General features: G+C 59.0%; 16 protein-coding genes. 8 read left to right on the top strand and 8 right to left on the bottom strand.

Annotated features, from left to right (window positions below):
- Window positions 1–275 precede the first annotated feature (275 nt).
- Genes AO242_RS19765 through AO242_RS19755 form a run of 3 tightly spaced genes read right to left on the bottom strand, consistent with a single transcriptional unit; the run spans window position 276 to window position 4,014 of the window.
- Window positions 276–2,474, bottom strand: coding sequence for a xanthine dehydrogenase family protein molybdopterin-binding subunit (locus AO242_RS19765; RefSeq protein ID WP_099270059.1), 2,199 nt, complete (start codon window positions 2,472–2,474; stop codon window positions 276–278).
- Window positions 2,471–3,475, bottom strand: a complete 1,005-nt coding sequence (locus tag AO242_RS19760; protein WP_099270058.1) for an FAD binding domain-containing protein — start codon at window positions 3,473–3,475, stop codon at window positions 2,471–2,473. The genes AO242_RS19765 and AO242_RS19760 overlap by 4 nt, the downstream gene beginning before the upstream one ends.
- Window positions 3,472–4,014: a (2Fe-2S)-binding protein gene (locus tag AO242_RS19755; protein ID WP_099270057.1), complete on the bottom strand. Its 543-nt coding sequence runs from the start codon at window positions 4,012–4,014 to the stop codon at window positions 3,472–3,474. The genes AO242_RS19760 and AO242_RS19755 overlap by 4 nt, the downstream gene beginning before the upstream one ends.
- Window positions 4,015–4,559: 545 nt before the next feature.
- Here AO242_RS19755 and AO242_RS19750 point away from each other — a divergent pair.
- Window positions 4,560–5,855, top strand: coding sequence for an NCS2 family permease (locus tag AO242_RS19750; RefSeq protein ID WP_099270056.1), 1,296 nt, complete (start codon window positions 4,560–4,562; stop codon window positions 5,853–5,855).
- Complete coding sequence (gene trmA, locus AO242_RS19745) at window positions 5,852–6,943, top strand: tRNA (uridine(54)-C5)-methyltransferase TrmA (RefSeq protein WP_099270055.1); 1,092 nt, start codon at window positions 5,852–5,854, stop codon at window positions 6,941–6,943. Before AO242_RS19750 ends, trmA begins: the two co-directional genes overlap by 4 nt.
- A 216-nt stretch (window positions 6,944–7,159) precedes the next feature.
- On the opposite strand, the gene araD1 is transcribed toward trmA, so the two are convergent.
- The 5 genes from araD1 to AO242_RS19720 all read right to left on the bottom strand — a co-directional run bounded on the left by araD1 (window position 7,160) and on the right by AO242_RS19720 (window position 13,137).
- Window positions 7,160–8,155: an AraD1 family protein gene (gene araD1 / locus AO242_RS19740; RefSeq protein WP_099270054.1), complete on the bottom strand. Its 996-nt coding sequence runs from the start codon at window positions 8,153–8,155 to the stop codon at window positions 7,160–7,162.
- Window positions 8,156–8,280: 125 nt separating this feature from the next.
- A complete protein-coding gene (locus AO242_RS19735; protein ID WP_027900495.1) occupies window positions 8,281–9,456 on the bottom strand; it encodes an L-rhamnonate dehydratase in 1,176 nt (391 codons plus the stop codon).
- A 381-nt stretch (window positions 9,457–9,837) separates the two neighbouring features.
- The gene (locus tag AO242_RS19730) at window positions 9,838–10,842 is read right to left on the bottom strand and encodes a 4-hydroxythreonine-4-phosphate dehydrogenase PdxA (protein ID WP_099270053.1); all 1,005 of its coding nucleotides are present in this window, start codon (window positions 10,840–10,842) and stop codon (window positions 9,838–9,840) included.
- Window positions 10,839–11,795 carry an amidohydrolase family protein gene (locus AO242_RS19725; RefSeq protein WP_099270052.1) on the bottom strand — a complete coding sequence of 319 codons (957 nt, stop codon included), beginning with the start codon at window positions 11,793–11,795 and terminating at the stop codon, window positions 10,839–10,841. Before AO242_RS19725 ends, AO242_RS19730 begins: the two co-directional genes overlap by 4 nt.
- On the bottom strand, window positions 11,788–13,137 hold the full coding sequence (locus AO242_RS19720) for an MFS transporter (RefSeq protein ID WP_099270051.1): 1,350 nt from the start codon (window positions 13,135–13,137) through the stop codon (window positions 11,788–11,790). The genes AO242_RS19725 and AO242_RS19720 overlap by 8 nt, the downstream gene beginning before the upstream one ends.
- Window positions 13,138–13,592: 455 nt before the next feature.
- Between AO242_RS19720 and AO242_RS19715 the strand changes: the two genes are divergently transcribed.
- The 6 genes from AO242_RS19715 (at window position 13,593) to AO242_RS19690 (ending at window position 19,773) form a co-directional block, all read left to right on the top strand.
- A complete protein-coding gene (locus AO242_RS19715; RefSeq protein ID WP_099270050.1) occupies window positions 13,593–14,606 on the top strand; it encodes a Bug family tripartite tricarboxylate transporter substrate binding protein in 1,014 nt (337 codons plus the stop codon).
- A gap of 60 nt (window positions 14,607–14,666) precedes the next feature.
- Window positions 14,667–15,200 carry a tripartite tricarboxylate transporter TctB family protein gene (locus AO242_RS19710; protein ID WP_027900500.1) on the top strand — a complete coding sequence of 178 codons (534 nt, stop codon included), beginning with the start codon at window positions 14,667–14,669 and terminating at the stop codon, window positions 15,198–15,200.
- Window positions 15,197–16,726, top strand: coding sequence for a tripartite tricarboxylate transporter permease (locus AO242_RS19705; RefSeq protein WP_027900501.1), 1,530 nt, complete (start codon window positions 15,197–15,199; stop codon window positions 16,724–16,726). Before AO242_RS19710 ends, AO242_RS19705 begins: the two co-directional genes overlap by 4 nt.
- Before the next feature lie 71 nt (window positions 16,727–16,797).
- Window positions 16,798–17,742 (top strand): LysR family transcriptional regulator, encoded by a 945-nt coding sequence (locus AO242_RS19700; RefSeq protein WP_099270049.1) that lies wholly within the window; start codon window positions 16,798–16,800, stop codon window positions 17,740–17,742.
- Window positions 17,743–17,903: 161 nt separating this feature from the next.
- Window positions 17,904–18,782: a KPN_02809 family neutral zinc metallopeptidase gene (ypfJ, locus tag AO242_RS19695; protein WP_099270048.1), complete on the top strand. Its 879-nt coding sequence runs from the start codon at window positions 17,904–17,906 to the stop codon at window positions 18,780–18,782.
- 4 nt (window positions 18,783–18,786) lie between these two features.
- Entirely contained in the window at window positions 18,787–19,773 is a 987-nt protein-coding gene (locus tag AO242_RS19690; RefSeq protein WP_099270047.1) for a hypothetical protein, read from the top strand.
- Window positions 19,774–19,993 lie beyond the last annotated feature (220 nt).

The following is a 19,993-nucleotide window of genomic DNA, read 5'->3' as shown; positions in this document are numbered from 1 at the left end:
CCGGGTAGCAGTGTTCAAAAAGCGGGTTGAAAGTAGGGGCGAGTCCATACATAGGACCGGCTTTAGCCGGGAGGGCAGTGTTTCTAACAACACAGATGCAGCTAATGTGCTGTCCCCCTCCCGGCTAAAGCCGGTCCTACGGAATTGCGAAAAACCTGTGGGAGCTGAGCTTGCTCGCGATAAACGATAACGCGGTATGTCTTCTAGCTACGTCTCATGCATCGCGGGCAAGCCCTGCTCCCACAAAGTTGCGAGTTTGCAAAGGGGTGATGCCGTCAGAGCACCTTATCCAGCGTTATCGGGAAGTCCCGAACCCGCTTGCCGGTTGCATGGTAAATCGCATTGGCGACTGCCGCCGCGACACCGACGATGCCAATCTCGCCCACGCCTTTTGAGCCCAGCGCGTTAACGATATCGTCGTTTTCTTCGACAAAAATCACGTCTATGTCGTTGATATCGGCGTTGACCGGGATGTGGTACTCGGCGAGGCTGTGGTTCATGAAGCGGCCCAGTTTATGGTCACTCTGGGTTTCTTCCTGCAGTGCCATGCCCAACCCCCAGACCACGCCGCCAAGGATCTGGCTGCGAGCCATTTTCGGGTTGACCACTCGGCCTGCTGCCACTGCGCTGACCACCCGGCTGACGCGAATCGTGCCAAGGTCCTCATCAACCTGCACCTCAACGAATACGGCTGAGTGTGTAGCGGTCGAATACCCCTCACGCTTCGCATCAGGCTCGGCATCGACCTGCACCTGCAAACCGTCAGGCCAACTGCTCAGCACTTCACTCAGTGCCAACCGGTGATCGCCCAACGACACGTATCCATCGGCCACGGTCATTTGCTCGACTTTCGCGGCGAAAAACTTCGCGTCAATCTGACCCGCTGCGGTGAACAACTTCTCTCGTAACGCCTTGCTGGCCTGCTGCACAGCAGTGCCCACGGATGACACCGTGAACGAGCCACCCTGCAAGGGCGCGGTTGGCAACGACGAATCCCCCAGCACAAAAGTGGTGTCTTCAACAGCAACGCCCGCTGCTTCGGCCGCGATCTGCGTCATTACCGTGTAAGTGCCGGTGCCGATATCGGTTGTCGCACTGCTGACGGTCAATTTGCCCTGTGCGTCGATGTGCGCCTTGGCACTGGCTTTCATCTGCATCGCTTCCCAGACACCGCCCGCCATGCCCCAGCCGATCAATTGACGGCCTTCACGCATGCTGCGCGGCTCAGGATTACGTTGGCTCCAGCCAAAACGATCTGCGCCCTGGGTATAACAAGCCTGCAACTGTTTGCTGGAATACGGCTTGTCTTCGTTGCCATTGCGATCAGCGAAATTAACCACACGCAGTTGAACCGGGTCCATTGCCAGGGCAATAGCCAGTTCGTCCATGGCGCATTCCAGGCCGATCAGGCCCAGCGCAGCACCTGGCGCGCGCATGTCCAGCGGGGTGTACACGTCCAGTGGTGCCAATTTGTAAGTGAGTTCGACGTTGTCGCACTTGTAGAGCATGCCGCTCCATTCCACGACGTGCTCGCTGAAATCTTCAAAGCGGGACGTCTGACCGATTGCCCCGTGCCCTACTGCCAGCAAACGGCCATCGGCGGCTGCACCGAGACGCAAGTGCTGCAAGGTGCGTGGACGATAGCCAAAGGTGAACATCTGCTGCCGGGTCAGGGTGACGCGCACTGAGCGCTTGAGCTCCAGCGCAGCCATAACCGCCAACGGCAGCTGATACTGCGGACGCAGCCCGGAACCGAACGCTCCGCCGACAAAGGCAGCCAGCACCTGAATCTTGTCTTTCGCGATGCCGAACACGTTGTGCAGATAGTCCTGACAGTTTTGCGGCCCTTGGGTCTTGTCATGGACTTGCAGACTGCCATCATCCTTGTAAAACACCGTCGAAGCATGCGGTTCCATCGGATTGTGATGCTCGACCGGGGTGCTGTAATGGGCATCGACGGTCAGTGCGGAACTGGCAAAACCCGCCTGAAAGTCACCGCGCGGCGCGGGCAGTTCGGCAGGTGCGGCGTAGCTGTCGCCCTGCACTTCCAGCAGATCGGTTTCATGGGCCTCGACCAGATACTCGATACGCACCAGAGAACCGGCATAACGCGCCAGTTCAAGGGTCTCAGCCACGACAAGCGCCAGCGGCTGGCCGCTGTACAGCACGCGATCGTTATACAGCGGACGAAATGGCGAGCCGTCTGCCGAGTCGGCGTCTTCATAGTTCTCGTCGTAACTGGCGAGCTTGGGACGGTTCTTGTGATCAAGCACCATCACAACGCCCGGCACGCGCAGGGCTTCGGTGATGTCGATGTGCGTCACACGACCGCGAGCGATGGTGCTGGAGACCACGCTGCCATGCAGCAGACCGGTTTCCGGATACTCACCGGCATAACGTGCCTGACCGGTAACCTTAAGCTTGCCATCGACGCGATCAAGCGCTTGGCCCAGTGGCGAAACAGACGTATTCATTGGGCGCTTCCTCCTGTGGCGGCTGCATCGACCGCGGCATCGCTGAGGGTACGAATGATCGCCCGACGTGCCAGTTTGACTTTAAAAGCGTTGTGTTCAAGCGGCTCGGCATCGGCCATTAGTGCATCGGCGGCGGCTGCGAAGTTCTCGCGGGACACCGGCTTGCCTACCAGCATTTGCTCTACAACCTTGTCACGCCAAGGCTTGTGAGCGACACCGCCCAGCGCCAGACGCACGTTACGAATGACATCGCCATCAAGCTCAAGGGAAGCCGCAACCGAGATCAGCGCAAAGGCGTAGGAAGCCCGATCACGGATTTTCAGGTACTTGCCCTGACCCGCGAAGCTGGGGGGCGGCAGTTCGATTGCGGTAATCAGCTCGTCATCAGCCAATTGGTTATCACGCTGAGGCGCATCGCCGGGCAGACGATGGAAGTCGGCAAACTCGATGGTGCGCTGTCCTGCGCGTCCCTGAACATGGACAACAGCCTCAAGTGCGGCAAGGGCTACGCACATGTCCGAAGGGTGGGTCGCAACGCATTCATCGCTGGCCCCCAGGATCGCGTGGATACGGTTCAGGCCGTCGCGCGCCGGGCAACCGCTGCCAGGCTCGCGCTTGTTGCACGGCACAGTGGAGTCATAGAAGTAATAGCAACGGGTGCGCTGCAACAGGTTGCCACCCGTGCTCGCCATGTTGCGAAGCTGTGGCGATGCTCCGGCCAGCACGGCTTGGGACAGCAGCGGATAACGTTGCTCGATCAACGGATGCCAGGCCAGATCAGCGTTGCTCACCAGCGCGCCGATGAGCAGCCCACCGTCGGCGGTTTCGCTGACGTCGTTCAGCGGCAAGCGGGTGATGTCGATCAGATGCTCGGGGCGTGCGACGTTTTCTTTCATCAGATCGAGCAAGTTAGTACCGCCCGCGATGAACCGGGTCGCAGCGCCGCTCAGATTGACGGCCTCGTCGACACTGGTTGGGCGGCTATAGGTAAAGGGATTCATCGGCTGCCCTCCGCTTTCTCGAAGCTACCCGTCTCTGAATGGGCGCTGCGCAGCTCCGGCAGTACTTCTTCCACCGCCGCCAGGATATTGCTATAGGCACCGCAGCGGCACAGGTTGCCGCTCATCAGTTCCTGGATCTCGGCACGGCTGTTGGCGCGCCCCTCATTGGCCAGGCCGACCGCCGAGCAAATCTGCCCCGGCGTGCAGTAGCCGCATTGAAAGGCGTCATGCTTGATGAAGGCTTGCTGCATCGGGTGCAGTTGCTCGCCGTCTGCCAGCCCTTCAATCGTGGTCAGCTCTGCGCCGTCACACATGATCGCCAGGGTCAGGCAGGAATTGACGCGCTTGCCATCGCGTAGAACGGTACACGCGCCGCACTGGCCGTGATCGCAGCCTTTCTTGCTGCCGACCAGATCAAGCTGGTCTCGAAGCAGGTCGAGCAATGTGGTCCAAGGCTGGACGTTGAGCTGTCGCGGCTGACCGTTGAGGGTCAGGCTAATCGCGTGGCCAGCGAAATCCTGGGGGGTTGGTGAACTCATGGAAACCTCACGGTAGGTACTCAAACAGCGCAGTTTTTCTGCGTCTTAAGGGGTACGACTCGTGGAGTTTTGGAATCGTTCAGGGTTTGTTGATGAGTGTGGATTCAGTGGTTTGAACGGCATTGGGGCGATAAACGATAGCGTGGTGTGTCTTCTGGCTGCGTCTCATGTATCGCGGGCAAGCCCGGCTCCCACATAGACCGCGCTATTCCGTAGGACCGGCCGGGCGGCGTTCCGCTTTAGCCGGGAGGACGTCGGGACATTCGCTAAATATCCTTCGGTAGTAATACCGCCCTCCCGGCTAAAGCCGGTCCTACGGGATTGCAGGTGAACATAGAATCTCCCACAGATTCAGCGCTGTTTCAGAAGGCCTTGGAAATTACAGAGACGCACCACTCGTCGGCAGGCAGTCACAAACCCGTTCGGCTGGTATGATGCGCGGCTTTTTCCGACCTGCACAAAATCCGCGGGCCGCTTCGGCAGTCTGTGCTTTGCTGTTCTAGTCGATTCATTCACGACGCAGGCGCGTCACCGGGGAGCCAGACATGCTGGAACGGCTGTTTCAACTCAAGGCACACAACACCAACGTGCGCACCGAGATTCTCGCGGGCGTCACGACCTTTCTGGCGATGGCCTACATCCTGTTCGTCAACCCGAGCATCCTCGGCGCGACCGGCATGGACAAAGGCGCGCTGTTTGTCGCCACCTGTCTGGCGGCCGCCATCGGATCGGCGACCATGGGCATCATCGCCAACTACCCGATTGCGCTCGCACCGGGCATGGGCCTGAACGCGTTCTTTACCTATACCGTTGTGCTGCACTTGGGGCACACCTGGCAGGTGGCGCTGGGTGCGGTGTTTATTTCGGCGGTGATGTTCTTTGTCCTGTCGATCTTCCGTATCCGTGAATGGATCATCAATGCCATTCCCCTGCCGCTACGGTCGGCCATTGCCGCCGGTATCGGCTTGTTTCTTGCGCTGATTGCCTTGCAAAACGCAGGCATCGTGGTCAGCAACCCCGCCACCATGCTCAGCATGGGAGACCTGGCAAAACCGGCACCGGTGCTCGCCACTCTTGGCTTCTTTTTGATCATTGCCCTGGAAAGACTCAAGGTCCGTGGCGCTGTATTGATCGGCATTCTGGCCGTGACCATCGTATCGATTGCTTTGGGCTTCACGCCGTTCGGCGGCGTGGTCTCGATGCCTCCTTCGCTGGCCCCGACCTTCCTGCAACTGGACATCAAAGGCGCTTTTGACGTCGGCCTGATCAGCGTGATCTTCGCCTTCCTGTTCGTCGACCTGTTCGACAACTCCGGCACCCTGATAGGCGTCGCCAAGCGCGCCGGGCTGATGGACAAGAACGGCCACATGCCGAAGATGGGCCGCGCGCTGATCGCCGACAGCACCGCCGCCATGGCCGGTTCGCTGCTGGGCACCTCGACCACCACCAGTTACATCGAATCTGCTGCTGGCGTGAGTGCGGGCGGCCGCACCGGTCTGACCGCCATCGTGGTTGCGATCCTGTTCCTGCTGGCACTGTTCTTCGCGCCACTGGCGGGCAGTGTCCCAACGTACGCCACCGCTCCGGCGCTATTGTTCGTGGCGGTATTGATGGCATCCGGTCTGGCCGAAATCGATTGGGACGACCTGTCGGTCGCTGCACCCGTCGTTATTACTGCGCTGGCGATGCCGTTCACCTACTCCATCGCCAACGGCATTGCCTTTGGCTTCATCGCCTGGACAGGCATCAAACTGTTGTCGGGCCAGTGGCGCGAGCTGAATCCCGCCTTGGTGATCCTGTCGATTCTGTTCGTTGTTAAATTGGGTTGGTTTCCGGCATGAGTGCGAGTATCCCCTTCGATCCTGCGAGCTATGACACTCAGCTCCAGGCCAAAGCAGATCGCCTGCGTGAACTGCTGGCCCCTTTTGATGCACCCGAGCCGCAGGTGTTTGACTCGCCCACGGCAAACTACCGGCTGCGCGCCGAGTTCCGTCTGTGGCGTGAAGACCAGAAGCGTCACTACGCGATGTTCACCCCCGGCGATAACAAGAATCCGATCCTGCTGGACGGTCTGCCTATCGCCAGCCTGCGCATCAACGCCCTGATGCCCGTACTGCGCGACCGCTGGGAAGCCAGCAAGGTGCTTAACCATAAGCTGTTCCAGGTGGACTTCCTGACCACACTGGCGGGCGATGCGATGATCACCCTGTGTTATCACCGCCCGCTGGACGATGAGTGGCTGGCCGAGGCTGAAAAGCTGGCCGCCGATCTGGACGTGAGCCTGATCGGTCGCTCCAAAGGCCAGCGTCTGGTCATCGGTCGTGATTATGTGACCGAACAGCTCGAAGTCGCCGGTCGCACCTTCAGTTATCGTCAACCCGAAGGTGCATTCACCCAGCCTAACGGCACGGTGAATCAGAAGATGCTCGACTGGGCGTACGCCGCGCTAGGGGACCGTGAAGATGACTTGCTGGAGTTGTATTGCGGCAACGGCAACTTCACCCTGCCGTTGGCAACCCGCGTCCGTAAAGTGCTGGCGACCGAAATCAGCAAGACCTCGGTTAACGCCGCCTTGAGCAACCTCGCCGATAACGCGGTGGATAACGTGACGCTGGTGCGACTGTCGGCAGAGGAATTAACTGAAGCGCTGAATGAAGTGCGTCCGTTCCGCCGTTTGCACGGCGTGGACTTGAAGAGCTACGACTTCGGCAGCGTCTTCGTCGACCCGCCCCGCGCCGGTATGGACCCGGACACCTGCGAGCTGACCCGCCGCTTCGAACGCATCCTGTACATCTCCTGCAACCCGGAAACCCTGGCAGCCAACATCGCGCAACTCCACGACACCCACCGTGTCGAGCGGTGCGCACTGTTTGACCAGTTTCCGTATACCCACCATATGGAGTCCGGGGTGTTGCTCGTCAGACGCTGAAAACCATCCGTAGGACCGGCTTTAGCCGGGAGAGGGCCAGCAGAGACGCTGCATTTCTTTGCTCAGGAATGGCGCCCTCCCGGCTAAAGCCGGTCCTACGGGATGTCGTAGAGCCTGTTAGAGCGAGGCTTGCCCGCGAATCGATGTCACTGGCCATGACTATCCGGCGCATGTACCGGCCTCTTCGCGGGCAAGCCTCGCTCCAACAAACTCACGCTACAACGCTTTTATCTGCCCAATCCCCACCGCCTGCGGGCCTTCGCCGATGCCGTTTTCCAGTGGCGCACCAAACGCATCAAGGCTGATCTGGAAACGATCACCGGGTTGCGTCCTCACGCCATCGGCAAATGACAGGGTCGCGGTGCCAAAGTAGTGGATGTGCACATCCCCTGGACGCAAGAACTGCGCGTACTTGAAGTGGTGAAATTCAAGGTTCGCCAAGCTGTGGCACATGTTGTCCTCGCCACTCAAAAATTCCTTCTCCCAGAGCACCTCTCCATCACGCAAAACCCGACTCATGCCAGACAGATGACGCGGCAGTTCGCCAACTCGCAGCTCGGGGCCATAGGCGCAATAGCGCAGTTTGGAATGCGCCAGATACAGGTAGTTACGGCGCTCCATCACGTGGTCGGAAAACTCGTTACCCAAGGCGTAACCCAAACGATACGGCTGACCATCGTCACCAATCACATACAGCCCCGTCAGTTCAGGCTCTTCGCCCGCATCTTCAGCAAATGACGGCACCGGAAAGTCAGCCCCCGGCCGCACGACAATGCTGCCATCGCCTTTGTAGAACCATTCTGGCTGAGCGCCGACCTGACCAGCTGCAGGCTTGCCGCCTTCGATGCCCCACTTGAAGATCTTCATGGTGTCCGTCATGCCTGCTTCGACCTGACCGTCATGTTGATGCATTTTGTCCCGTGCCGAGGCGCTGCCCAGATGAGTCAGGCCGGTGCCACTGATCAGGCAATGGGCCGGATCTTCGTGGTCGAGTGGCGGCAGAATCTTTTGGTTTTTTAACAGTGATGCGTAATCAGGACCGGGCTCTGTGCCACGGCTGGCCACTTCATCGGCCAGACTTCTTCCGGCGCGAATGGCGGCAAGGGCCAGCTCGCGTGTGCTTGGAGTTTGACGTACTACGTTGATCGAGTTCCCATCGACGACACCAACCTGGCGTTGACCGGATTGGTTTTCAAATTGGATAAGGCGCATTAGTAGTCCCCACAGAATGAATTCTGTAGGAGCGCGCTTGCCCGCGAAGGGGCCATACCTGCCGCTAGAGATGCATCGAATGTACCGACGTCATCGCGGGCAAGCGCGCTCCTACAAATCGAGCATTACTCGATGATGTTGAAATCGCTCAGATACTCATCGGAGATTTCCAGCCCCAGGCCCGGCTTGTTGTCGTCCAGTTGGATATAACCGTTGACCGGCTGTGGCTCGCCCTTGAACACGTAGTAGAACAGCTCGTTACCGACCTCGACGTCGAACACCGGGAAGAACTCGGCCATGGGTGACGCGGTGGTGGACATGGTCAGGTGATAGTTGTGCATCTGGCCGGCATGGGGAATTACGGGCACCGACCAGGCTTCAGCCATGGCGTTGATCTTGCGGGCGGCGGTGATCCCACCGACGCGGTTGGTGTCGTACTGAATCACATCCACAGCACGGCGTTCCAGCAAGTCCTTGAAGCCGTAGGAGGTGAACTCGTGCTCGCCGCCGGAGATCGGCATGATGCCCATCTTCTTCAGCTCGATATAGCCTTCGATGTCATCGGCGATCACAGGTTCTTCCAGCCAGCGCGGCTCGAACTCGGCCAGTTTCGGCAACATGCGGCGGGCGTATTCAAGGGTCCAGCCCATGTAGCACTCGAGCATGATGTCCACATCCGGGCCAGCCAGCTCACGCAGCGCACGCACCTGCTCGATGTTGCGACGCATGCCTGCGGGGCCGTCTTTCGGGCCATAACCGAAGCGCATTTTCAGCGCGGTGAAACCTTGATTCAGGTAGCCCTGAGCTTCTTCGAGAAACAGGTCGAGGTTGTCATTGGCATAAAGCTTGGAGGCGTAGGTCCAGATCTTTTCCTTGGTGCGCCCGCCCAGCAGTTTGAAGACCGGCTTGTTCACGGCCTTGCCCATGATGTCCCAGATGGCGATGTCGATGGCCGAGATGGCCGCCATGCCGATGCCTTTGCGACCCCAGGCGTGGCTCTGGCGGTACATTTTCTGCCAGATGTATTCGTTGTCGAACGGGTCCTCGCCGATGGCGATGGGGGCCAGGTATGTATCAATGATTTCCTTGGCCACACGCGGTGCCAAGGCGCAGTTACCGATGCCTACCAGACCAGTGTCGGTTTCAATTTCCACCACCAGCCAGCCATGGAAACGGAACGAGCCCATGGCATCGCCACGTTCGAAAAGGATATCGCTGGCATTGGTGCAGAAGTGTGCCTGGGGAGGAACGACCTTGCCTTTCCATTCGAAGACACGGGTACGGATCGCTTTGATTTTCATGGGCTGCTTTTCCTTGTTTGCCGGTATGTCCTGCTTGGCGCGGGACCGGCTTTTTGTAGTTGTTGATCGACAAGTCGATGGGGAAATTTAGCCAGCTGGAAGAGGTGTCGGCTAATCACTTATGCGTATCCAGTGATAGCCTGGGGTGATCGGTTTAGAGGGATGTTGGGCGCGAGAGTTATAGGTGAGCCCAAAATTCTATCGCGAAGAAAACAGAGATCCTGTAGGAGTGAGCTTGCTCGCGATTTGGTATACCTGTCGCTAAATCTGGTGACTGAAACAACGCTATCGCGAGCAAGCTCACTCCTACAGATCCTCGTTAAATAAAAAACCGCAGACCGTTGAGAAAACCGGTCTGCGGCAAAAAAAGTTTCGGTTGAATCAGTAAGAACTGCGCCCCATCCGGCAGGCGATTTCGAACGCCTGACGAATCGCGCCGACATTGGCCTTGCCCTGCCCGGCGATATCAAACGCGGTGCCATGCGCGGGCGTGGTAATCGGAATCGGCAAACCACCCTGTACCGTCACGCCACGGGAGAAGCCCATCAGTTTGATCGCGATCTGGCCCTGGTCGTGATACATCGTCACCACCGCATCAAAGGCACTGGCATCGCCTTGCACCTTGAGGAAAATCGTATCGCCGGGATACGGGCCATCTGCTGCAATGCCCTGCTCCTGTGCGGTTTTAACGGCAGGACCGATGATGTCCAGCTCTTCACGGCCAAACGAGCCATTGTCGCCGTTGTGCGGGTTGAGGCCACAAACGCCGATACGCGGACGCTCCAGGCCGTTGCGTTTAAGCGCGGTGTCGATCAGTCGAATCGCTTCGACCACGCGATTCTGGTTGAGCATGCCCGGCACCGCGGAGAGCGCCACGTGAGAAGTCACGCGCGAGGTCCAGAGGTTATCCAGCACGTTGAACTCACAGAACGGCCCGTCGAAACCCAGCAACTCGGCAAACCAGTGCAGTTCGTCGCTGTGAGCCATGCCCGCCATGTGCAGCGAGGTCTTGTTCAGCGGCCCGAATAACACCGCATCAGTGGTTTTTGCGGCGGTTAATTCGACAGCGATTTTCAGCGTATCCAGGCAGTAACGTCCGCCGATCACACTGGCTTCGCTACGCGAGAACTCACCGACAGCATCGCCGCGATAGTTGAAGAACAACGGCGTGTCGTCAGTGAAAGTCAGGTCTTGCAGAGACTGCACCTGACGATAGGGAAACTCCTTACCGGCGATCTGCATGCCACGCTGCATTTCGGCTTCGTCGGCAATCAGGATCACCTGCGCCTGGCTGCGCACCTGCGGCTCGGCCAGAAGGCGGGCAATCAACTCAGGACCAATACCGGCCGGATCACCCAATACCATCGCAATTCGAGTCTTGCTCATGCTTGATTCCTCATCTGTTCGGGCCACGTCTGTGCAGTGGCTGAAGGCTCGCAACGGTAAATACGTCGCGCATTGCTGTAAAAAAGCTGCTGCTGGTCGGCGACAGGCAAATCGCGAACGATCTGTTTGAAGCCGCTGTAGATGTCGTCGAACGAGCCGCACAGGCTGTCCACCGGAAAGTTACTGGCGAACATCGCCCGGTCTGCGCCGAACATGGCGATGATTTCCCGCACGATCCAAGCGTTGTCCTCGGCCCGCCACGGTTTGCCCGGCAGGCCCAGACCGGAAATCTTTACCACCACGTTTGGCCGCTCGGCGACCCGGCTCATTGCAGCGTGCCAACCCGCCAGGCCTTGCTCGCTGCGATCAGACGGCAGCCCCGCATGGTTGAGAATGATCGTGGTATCGGCGAAGTCTCGCGCCAGCTGTTCAGCCTCGGGGAGATTCCACCAGGGCGTCTGCAAATCGAAATGCAGGCCCAAACCGTGAAGAGCGGCAAAACTGCGCCGCCAGTGCTCGTCGCTCATCAGGCTCAGCTGCGACCCCACCTGTTCAGGTGATGTCGGCCCTCCAGGCTTGTGCCTGACGCTGCGCACGCATTTGAAAGCCGCCTGAGCCTTGAGAAGGTCAAGCGCGACCGGATGATCCAGCCAGGCCTGCGCAACGATGGCGTTGGGCACCCCGTAGCGAACGGCCAGTTGCTCGACAAAGCGCGTCTCGCCAATCGGGTCGCGGGGGTCCCATTCCGTTTCGACGTAAACGGTTTGCACTACGTGATGCTCACCGGCGTCGGCAAAATACTCTGGCGGCAGGTAACGACGTTTTATCGCGGAATAATCACCGTAGCGAAACGGGATGTTGGATTCCGGGGCCAGCCACGGATGGTGATTAACCTGCGGGTCCCAGAAATGATGGTGGGCATCGACAATCGGCCCGCTCCACAACTCAGACATCCGCCACCTCCTGCTGCCCATCCAGGCTGATAAACAAGGTGGCCAGAACAAACAGTGCCGCGCAGAAAGCAAAGAAAGCGAGCACTGCCCCGAAGCCACCGAAGAACTGCAGGATCACCCCGACCAGAATCGGCACGAAGATCCCGCCGATACTGCCCGCCAGATTCATCACACCGCCGATCAGGCCGACACGGGCCGGTGCGGCCAGCAATGCCGGAAAACTCCAGTACAGGCTGCCCCACATCAGGAAGAACGCAGTCATCGCCAACAGCCCGACCGCCGCGAACGGGTTGCTAAGGGTTGGCAGCATCACCAGAGCGGCCAAGGCAATCAGCCCGGAAAAGGTCAGCAAACCTTTGACCGCCAGCCCTCTGCGCACGCCTTTGCGAATCAGGCCGTCACACAAAAAGCCACCGGTCAGCGAGCCCAGCGCACCGCAAATAAAGATCACGAAGGTCGCCGCGCCAATGCCTTTGATATCAAAGCCGCGGGCCTGAGCCAGATAGCTCGGCCCCCAGGTCAGCAGACCGAAATAGACCATTGCCCAACTGGAGCGTCCGACCAGCAGGCCGGTCAGCGAACGAGCGGCAATGCCCAAGCCTTTGACCGGCGCACGGGCGGCCTCGGCGGCAGGCGTCGCGCGGCCCGCATTGATCTTGTCCAGTTCAGCCTGATTGACCTGCGGGTGCACCGACGGATCATCACGCAGATAACGCCAGGACACCCAGCCCAGCAGTAACGTAGCGACACCGGCAATAACGAATGCCATGCGCCAGGAGTCCAGCGTGGCAATCAGGTAGGCAATGATCAAACCGCCCAGCGCGACACCCAGCGGGCTGCCGCTGTCCATCATGACGGCGCCACGGCTGCGCTCGCTGGGGGCCAGCCACAGGGAAATCAGCTTGCCGCCAGACGGAAACAACGGCGCCTCCGCCGCCCCGAGAAACATCCGCGCAAACAGCAGCGAAACGCCGCCCGTGGCGAAGCCTGCCAGCACCTGGAAAGTCCCCCATAAACCGGTGGACCAGGTGATGACGCGACGCGGACCGAAGCGGTCGATCATCCAGCCACCGGGAATCTGCAGCAGCGCATACGCCCAGAAGAAACTGCTGAGGATCAGGCCCTGCATGCTCGGCGACAGCTCGAACTCTTTGGCGATGGTGGGCATGGCGATGGACAGGGAAACCCGGTCGATGAGGTTGACCATGGTCAGCAGAAAGATGATGGCAAAAATCCGCCAGCGCACCGAAGTGGCTCGCGCGGTAGTGGCGACCGCCGGGTTGCCGGTAGCGGCAGAGACACCTGTGTCTGGCAGATGCACGGGTGCACTGGAACGATCCATGGTGCTTACCTCGTTTTTTATTGTTGTTGTAGGTGTTGCTGTGGCGCCCACTATCAGAGGCGATGCGATAACCGTCTAATCAAAAAAATACATACGGTGATAACCCAGGGATATCTTTGAGCGCGCGCTGCCTCTCGGTAAATACTGAAACTGTAGGAGTGAGCTTGCTCGCGATTGGATCTATCAGTCGACTTCAACATGAACTGACTAGACGCCATCGCGAGCAAGCTCACTCCTACAGTCCGACTTCTTCGGCAGCCCAAAAAAGTCTTTACCCCCAGATATCACTGACACGCCTCCAAACTCGCCAACCGATAACCCCAGGCTATCGGTGTATCTGATGTTTTGAGTAGACGCCACCGCAATAGCTTCCCACACTCGACCCAAGATTTGCCGGTCCCTGCATCAGGCAAATCGCTCAAAAAACAATTACAAGAAATAGAGGTTTCATCATCATGCGAACCGCATCCCTTCGACGCGCGTCCCGTCTTCTGCTCGGCTGCTCCCTCGTTTGCGCTGGCACCCTTCCCGCTCTGGCCAATGCCTGGCAACCCGACAAGAACGTTGAAATCATCGTCGCCGGTGGCCCTGGTGGCGGGACTGATCAGCTCGGCCGTCTGATCCAGTCAATCATCACCACTCACAAGCTGCTGGACGTCAACACCGTGGTCCTCAACAAAGGCGGTGGCAACGGGGCCGAGGCGTTTCTGGACCTCAAAATGTCCGAAGGTGATGCCGACAAGCTGGTGATCGGCACCAACAACATTTACCTGCTGCCGCTGGTCTCCAAGCTCGGTTATCAATGGCAAGAGCTGACCCCGGTTGCCGCCGTCGCTGAAGACGACTTCATTCTCTGGACCTACAAAGACGCGCCGTGGAAAGACGCCAAGAGCTTCTACGAGACGGTTAAAGCCGATCCATCCAAACTGCGCATGGGCGGCAGCCAGTCCAAGGACGTCGACCAGACCCTGACCTTGCTGCTGAACAAAACCACAGGCAGCAAACTGGTTTACATCCCGTTCAAAAGCGGCAGCGAAGCCTCCACTCAATTGGCCGGTAAACACATCGCCGCCAACGTGAACAACCCCAGCGAAAGCATCAGCCAGTGGCGCGGTGATCAGGTCCAGCCGCTGTGCGTGTTCAGTAAAGAGCGCATGGGCTACACCGACAAAGTCGCCGGGGACAAATCCTGGGCCGACGTGCCGACCTGCCACGAACAAGGCCTGGGCGTCGATCAGTATCGCTTCCCGCGTACCGTGTTCATGCCAGGCAAAGTGACTGCCGAACAACGCGCGTTCTATACCGAACTGATGCGCAAAGTCTCCGAAGCCCCTGAATTCAAGGCCTACGTCAAACAGAACGCACTGGTGCCGACCTTCCTCGAAGGCGACCAACTGAGTGCCTACATCCAGCAGGACACCGCCCGCGTTACGCCGGTGTTCAAGGACGCAGGCTGGCTGCGCGAGTGAACTGACTGATCAGGCCCCACTGCCGGGTGTTCGCCCGGCAGTTATATCTGGAGGTGTTCCATGCCCCACTCTTCTGAAACATCTGCGCTGGTCGGCACTCGCTGGGTCGAGCTCGGACTGGCGTTGTTTACCCTGCTGATCGGCGCAGTGGTGATGTACGGCAGCCTTGAGCAAGGTATCGGCTGGGGCGACGCTGGCCCCGAGCCGGGTTATTTCCCGTTCTACATCGGACTGCTGTTGGGCTGCGCAAGCCTGGGCAATATCGTCCTCACGCTGGTGCGCTGGCAGGCACTGAACATCAGCTTTGTCAGCCGCAGCCAGTTTGCTCAAGTCCTGTCAGTGTTCATTCCCATCGCCCTATTCGTCGCAGCCATGCCCTTCACCGGTATCTACATGGCTTCGGCTGTGTTCATCGCCTGGTTCATGTGGCGCGACCGGGTTAGGGCCAAGCCTTACGGCAAACTGATGATCTGCTCGGTATCGGGCGGCGCGGTCCTGGCCAGCTACCTGATCTTCGCGCTGTGGTTCAAGGTTCCACTGGACGCAGGTCCGGTGGGTGACTGGCTGGCAATGGCCGGGAGATCGATGCAATGAGTGAATTCGACTCCCTGCTGCACGGCATGAACCTGATCCTCACGCCGGGCCATATCGGCCTGATGGTGGTCGGTGTACTGCTGGGCATTCTGGTCGGCGTATTGCCTGGCCTCGGTGCCCCCAACGGCGTGGCGCTGCTGCTGCCATTGACCTTCACCATGTCGCCGGTCTCGGCCATCATCCTTTTATCGTGCATGTACTGGGGGGCGCTGTTTGGCGGGTCGATCACGTCGATCCTGTTCAATATTCCCGGCGAGCCGTCATCGGTGGCGACCACCTTTGACGGCTACCCCATGGCCCGTGACGGCAGAGCCGCAGAGGCGCTGACCGCCGCATTCAGTTCGGCGTTGATTGGCGCACTGGCTGGCGTACTGTTGCTGACCTTTCTCTCGACACGCATTGCCGAATTCGCCATGTCGTTCAGCTCGCCGGAGTTCTTTGCGGTGTATCTGCTGGCGTTCTGCACGTTTATCGGCATGAGCAAAAACCCGCCGTTGAAAACCGTGGTCGCCATGATGATCGGCTTTGCCATGGCGGCGGTCGGCATGGACACCGTGTCCGGCAACTTGCGCCTGACTTTCGACCAACCGATCCTGATGACCGGGATCAGCTTCGAGGTCGCGGTAATCGGCCTGTTCGGTATCGGTGAAATTCTCTGCACCGTTGAAGAAGGCCTGGTATTCCGCGGCGAACATGCGCGCATTACACCGATGACGATTCTGCGTACATGGGCCAAATTACCGCGCTACTGGCTAACCATTTTGCGCAGCACGCTGGTGGGTTGCTGGATGGGCATTACACCGGGCGGCCCGACGGCTGCGTCGTTTATGGGTTACAGCCTGGCGCGCCGCTTCTCGAAAAACCGCGACAACTTCGGCAAGGGTGAAGTCGAAGGCGTTATTGCACCGGAAACAGCTGACCACGCCGCGGGCACCAGTGCCCTATTGCCAATGCTGACCCTGGGCATTCCAGGTTCGGCGACGGCTGCGGTGATGATGGGCGGTTTGATGATCTGGGGTCTGCATCCCGGCCCGACATTGTTTGTCGAGCAGCACGATTTCGTCTGGGGCCTGATCGCCAGCATGTATCTGGGCAACGTCGTCAGTCTGATCGTGGTGCTGGCAACCGTGCCGCTGTTCGCCTCGATCCTGCGCATTCCGTTCTCGATCATTGCCCCGATCATCATCATGATCTGTGCAATTGGCGCGTACTCGGTGCATAACTCGCTGTTTGATGTCGGGCTGATGTTGGTCTTTGGCGCCTTGGGCTACCTGTTCAAAAAGCTCGGCTACCCGATTGCGCCCCTGGTTCTGGCGGCTGTTCTGGGCGACAAGGCGGAAGATGCCTTCCGCCAGTCGATGCTGTTTTCCGACGGGCAACTGGGCATTTTCTGGTCCAATCCGTTGGTGGGAAGCCTGACCACGGCGGCACTGCTGATGTTGTTCTGGCCGCTGATTTCCAGCGGTATCAGAAACGCATTGGGCTGGCGCACGCGTCATGCAGCCAAAGCGAAATCCGCGCAATGAATGGCAAGGGGCTAGTAAGCCCTGACATTTCTTGTCAGGCTCAGCCCCAGACTTTTCCGCGAGACGCGATCATGACCCGTATTCCTGATGCCAACGTGATTCACAGCCGCCTGCGCCTTCGCCAGTTACGGTTGATGCTGGCGCTTCAGGAACTGGGCTCGTTGCGGCGGGCTGCCGACAACATCGGCATGACCCAACCCGCCGCGACCAAGATGCTTCACGAAGCGGAAGACTTGCTCGGCGTCGAACTGTTTGAGCGTCTGCCACGAGGCATGCGCGCCACGCAGTTCGGCGAAACCGTTATCTATTACGCGCGCATGGTGTTTGCCGAATTGAGCGGCATGCGTGAAGAACTGGTTGCGCTGGAGTCCGGCAACCTTGGCCGGGTCGCAGTGGGTGCGATTCCCGCTCTGGCTTCGGGCCTGCTGACCCGAACCATCGCCGAATTGAAGAAAAGCCATCCGCGTCTGTCCATGAGCATTCAGGTCGATACCAGCGATGTGCTGGTGCAGGCGTTACTGCAAGATCAACTGGACGTGGTGCTCGGCAGGATTCCCGGCGGTGCTCGCTCCGATGATCTGCTGTTCGACAGCCTGGGCGAAGAAGAACTCTGCGTGGTTGCCGGCGCAAAGCACCCCATGGCCAACGCAACGCAGCTGGGCTGGGGCGACATGCAAGACATGACCTGGGTCCTGCAACAGCACCCGAGTCCGATGCGGTCGATCATCAATCAGGTGTTCCACAATGCCAGGGTCGACATCCCCAGCAGTATTGTTGAAACCACGTCGATCATGACCTTACTGTCGCTGGTGCAACAGACTGACATGCTCGGCGTGACACCGGTGTCGGTGGTCGAGGACTATCCCGGACGCGATTTGCTGGCGGTGTTGCCGATCAAATTCGAGGCGCGGCTGCCGCCTTACGGCCTGATTACCCGTCGCCATCGTGTTCAGTCGTCGGCCATGCAGGCGTTCATGAACTCGGTCAAAAGCGAACAACGTCTCGTACGGGGCTAATTACCCGGACTGACCGCGAACTATTTGCCTCCTGCTCCTCTCTACTCCTGCGCTAGATGTACGTCGTTCAACTCCCATTCAGGTCACGCGTCTGACAATCGGACTGGCGCAGCCTGTGGGTAGCAGCGACACTCCTTACAGGATTAAAAGAGGATTCCCACATGCTATGGAAAAAGGGTCGGCGCAGCGATAACGTCGTGGACGCACGTGACGGCAGCAGCGGCGGCGGTGGGATGCGCATTGGAGGCAAGGGACTCGGCATCGGCGGCGTGATCATCATCGTGGCTATCGGTCTGTTGACCGGTCAGGACCCGATGCAGATTCTCGGCCAGCTCACCGGCCAGGCGACACAAGCGCCAACGTCAAGCGAGACCCGCCAGGCGCCACCGGCCAACGATGAACAGGCAGAGTTCGTCCGGTCGATTCTCGGCGACACCGAAGACACCTGGCGCGCGGCCTTCCAGTTGGGCGGTCGCCAATATAAAGACCCGACGCTGGTGCTGTTCAGCGGTCAGGTGCAGTCTGCTTGTGGATTTGCCACATCGGCCAGCGGGCCGTTCTACTGCCCTGCCGACCAGAAGGTCTATCTGGACATGGAGTTCTTCCGCGAAATGTCACAACGCTTCAAGGCCGCAGGCGATTTTGCTCAGGCCTATGTGATTGCTCACGAAGTAGGCCACCATGTGCAGACATTGCTGGGCGTTTCGGAAAAGGTTGATGCCGCACGCCGCAGTGGTCAGCGCATGGAGGGCAGCAACGGTTTGCTGGTTCGCCAGGAGCTTCAGGCTGACTGTCTGGCAGGCGTTTGGGCCTATAACGCACAAAAGCGTTTGAACTGGCTTGAGCCGGGTGATATTGAAGAAGCCTTGAATGCAGCAAACGCCATTGGCGATGATCGCCTTCAGCAACAGGGTCAGGGGCGCGTAGTGCCGGACTCGTTTACACACGGGACATCCGCCCAACGGGTTCGCTGGTTCAAAACCGGCTTTTCCCAGGGCCAACTCAACCAATGCGATACGTTCGCTGCCAAGAGCCTCTGATCACATGATGAAACCGCTGCTGATCCTGTCGTTAAGCACCCTTCTGAGTTTCAATGCTCACGCCGAGGATCAGGCGGTCACATCCATCAGCCCGGAGCGCCTGACAATCAATGGCACCCAGGCGACGCTCGGCATGAGCCTGAACTGGAATCAGCCCCGGCCGCAGATCGAGCGTGCAGTCATCGTGCTGCATGGACGGTTGCGTAACGCACCGACTTACCTGCGCAGCATCGAACGCGCTGCCAACCAGTCGAAGCAGCGTAATAAAACCTTGCTGATCGCCCCGCAGTTTCTCGACGAGAAAGACATCACTGCGCATCACCTTGGCGACAACGTGTTGCGCTGGCATGGCGACCAGTGGATGGCGGGTGAAAACGCGGTTGGACCGAAGCCGGTCAGCTCGTATCTGGTCATCGACCACATTCTACGTCGCCTGAGCGACAGCAAGCTGTTCCCGAACCTCAAGGAAATCGTCATCGCCGGGCATTCCGGAGGTGCGCAAGTGGTGCAGCGCTACTTGATGATCGGCGGCAAGGAAGACGTGCTGCTGAAAAAGGAAGGCATCAAGCTGCGCTACGTGATCGCCAACCCTTCGTCGTATGCCTACTTTGATACCGAGCGACCGTTGCCCGTGACCAAGGCCAGTTGCCCGGGCTTCAACGAATGGAAATACGGTCTGAACGGCATGCCGCCTTACGCGGGTAAAGTCAAAACGGCTGAGATCGAAGACGATTACGTGAAACGCGACGTGACTTACTTGCTTGGTGAGAAAGACATCGACCCGAAACACCCGGCTCTGGACAGGACCTGCGGCGCAGAAGCGCAAGGCTCGCAACGTCTGGAACGTGGCGAGAACTTCTTCAAATACCTGCAGAAACGTCATCCACAGGGGCTGAATCAGCGTTTGGTCGTAGTCCCGAATGTGGGCCACAGCGGTGATGGGATCTTCACCTCACCGCAGGGCCAGGCGGTGTTGTTCAAGGATTTTTGATCTGAACACCAATCCCCGGTAGGAGCGAACTTGTTCGCGAAGCGTCAGACCTGATTCACCGCGCAACCCCTATCGCCAACAAGTTGCCTCCTACCTGATACCGCGCCAACCGGTAGGAGCGAACTTGTTCTGGTCAAGTTTTTCCGGACACCGATTACGGTGATCAAGCCGCCTGCTGCTCCATAGCTATTGGCGACAAGTAGTTGTTGTAGCTGTGGAG

The sequence above is a fragment of the Pseudomonas sp. ICMP 561 genome (genome assembly GCF_002699985.1).
Lineage (GTDB): Bacteria > Pseudomonadota > Gammaproteobacteria > Pseudomonadales > Pseudomonadaceae > Aquipseudomonas > Aquipseudomonas quasicaspiana.
This window is presented reverse-complemented; position numbering and strand designations above follow the sequence as displayed.